Genomic DNA, 2,279 nt, shown 5'->3' with positions numbered 1-2,279 from the left:
CAGCAGGAGCACCGGTGGGAGGACACGCAGGGCGGCGGCGGCACGACGCTTCCGTACGCGCCGGACCGCCGGACGCTCCGACGCCGGACGCTCCGATGCCGGGCGCTCCGACGCCGGGCGCTCCGACGCCGGACGCTCCGACGCCGGGCGGTCCAACGCCGGGCGCTCCGACGCCGGATGCGCCGGTCCCGGATGCGCCGACGTCGGCCGGACCGACCTCGTACGCACCCACGCCGGGCGCACCCACCTCGTACGCACCGACTCCCGGAGCCGCCGAGACCACGCCACAGAACCCTCCCCCGGATCAGCAGACCGGCCCCCACCGTCCCCTCCCGGTTCGCCGATTCGCAGAAGACACGAGTCAGTCCTGCGGGAACCGACTTCTGCCCTATAGGGCAGCGTTCGGCGAATTGGACAGCGGAGGCCGGAAACTGTCTCTCAGATAAGCCCCTGTCGCAGCGCATATGCCACCGCGTGTGATCGATTACGCAATTGCAACCGGGTCATTACCGCATGCAGCACGTTCTTGATCGTGCGTTCCGAGTAGGCGAGCTTGGTCGCGATATCGGCGGTGTCATAGCCCTCGGCAACCAGGCGCAATACATCCACCTCCCGCGACGAAAGGCCGGTGAAGTGCAGGCCACGCGGCCCGAGCACCTGCCCCTGAAACTTTCCCACCTGCTCCAACAGCCTGCCGAGAAGATCAGCAGGAACGTGCGCCTCGCCTTTCGCCACGGCGACAATGACCCGTGCGAGATGGTCCGGGGTCGCCTCCGAACGTCGTACCACCCCCGCCACACCGCACTCGGCGGCGCTGACCAGCTTCTGTTCGTCGATCTCCGTGGCGACCAGCACTCCTCGCGCGCTTCCGGCACGCTGGATACTGCGCAGCATGCGCAATGCCTCGTCGTCGACGACATCGACGACCACCACGACCACCTCGGGGGCGAGTTCCCCCTCGTCCTCGCTGGTCAGTTTCACCTCCGGTCTGGTCCGCAACTGACTGGCGACGCCCGCCTGCGAGATCGGATCTTGAGCACGTAAACCAACAATCGTACGGTCTGTCATGAATTTCCCCCTCCGCAAATGCGAACCGATGGTGTCAACGCGGCTCGAGACCTACCTGAGAGCCTCGGATGCCTCACGCATCGGCAGTTACACCATTCCCATTAAGTACGTAAGTGAAATCAACAACCATCCGATGGGCAGCACATGTGCCCGAAAGTGTTCCTGTCCGGCCGGTGTTCCGCGCGGCAGGCGACCCTACGGTCCCGGTATGAGTCTTACGGCCAGCCTCGACGCATCCTCTGCCACCGCCGAGCCGGGCGGGGAAACCGTCCTCCCCCTACAGATCCTCAACTCGGGCAGCACCGTTGAGGAGTACCGCTTCGAGGTGGTCGGAGCCTGCGCCCCCTGGGCGGTGGTGGAACCGTCGGCCCTGTCGCTGTACCCGGGCGCCTCCGGCACCGTCGCGGTCCGGTTCAGCCCCCCGCGTGACCCCTCGGTGCCGGCCGGTGAGACGCCGTTCGGCATCCGTGTCACACCGACGAGCGACCAGGGCGCGACGACCGTACCGGAAGGCCGTGTGACGGTGGCACCGTTCACGGAGGTCACGTCCGAGCTGGTGCCACGCAGCTCGCACGGCGCCCTTCGCGGGCGCCATCAACTCGCCGTCGACAACCGGGGGAACGCGCCGGTGGCCGTACGCCTCGACGCGCGTACGGGCACGGAGCGCGCGCGGGTCGTCCTCGGGGCGGCCGAGCTGCTGATCCCGCCGGGCCACGCGGACTTCGGCAAGCTGCGCGTACGCCCGGCCAAGCGCGTGTGGCGCGGTACGCCGGTCACGCACCCCTTCCAGGTCGTCGCCACGCCCGGTCCGCCGCAGAGCGGCGCGGAGGGCGGGACGGCGGGCGGCGCGGCGGGCGGCACGCAGGGTTTCGCACCGGGCCCGGAGACGCGAGAGCGCCCCGAGCCCCTCGTCCTCGACGGCGCGTACGAACAGCAGCCGATCCTGCCGCGCTGGCTGCCACGGGCGCTGATGCTCGCGGCTGTGCTGATCCTCGTACTGGTCGGCCTCTGGTACGCGCTGCTGCGGCCGGCCGTGAAGTCGGCGGCCAGGGAGGCGATCACACCGGAGGCGCTCGCCTCGGCGGCGGCGAGGACGCCGTCCCCGGGCGGCACGGCGAACGGCGGAGGTACGGCGGGAACCGGCGGCGGTTCGTCCGCAGGAACCGGCCCCGGCTCCGGCGGCGGGTCACCGGGAGCGGGCGGCGGCAGCG

2 protein-coding genes are annotated in these 2,279 nt (G+C 70.1%); one reads left to right on the top strand and one right to left on the bottom strand.

All coding sequences use genetic code 11. The annotated features are described in order from the left end of the window. Positions 1-438 precede the first annotated feature (438 nt). Entirely contained in the window at positions 439-1,068 is a 630-nt protein-coding gene (locus QR77_RS34775; RefSeq protein WP_040025991.1) for a response regulator transcription factor, read from the bottom strand. A 208-nt stretch (positions 1,069-1,276) separates the two neighbouring features. On the opposite strand from QR77_RS34775, the gene QR77_RS34770 reads away from it, so the two are divergent. Next, positions 1,277-2,279: hypothetical protein (locus tag QR77_RS34770; protein WP_052489285.1), on the top strand; the 1,003-nt coding region annotated here is incomplete at its 3' end.

The sequence above is a fragment of the Streptomyces sp. 150FB genome (assembly GCF_000818195.1).
In the GTDB taxonomy this organism is placed as follows: Bacteria; Actinomycetota; Actinomycetes; order Streptomycetales; family Streptomycetaceae; genus Streptomyces.
This window is presented reverse-complemented; position numbering and strand designations above follow the sequence as displayed.

What these genes read in the sequence shown, in the direction of transcription:
- QR77_RS34775 (WP_040025991.1), bottom strand. Translation starts at nt 1,068, where the DNA reads ATGACAGACCGTACGATTGTTGGTTTACGTGCTCAAGATCCGATCTCG.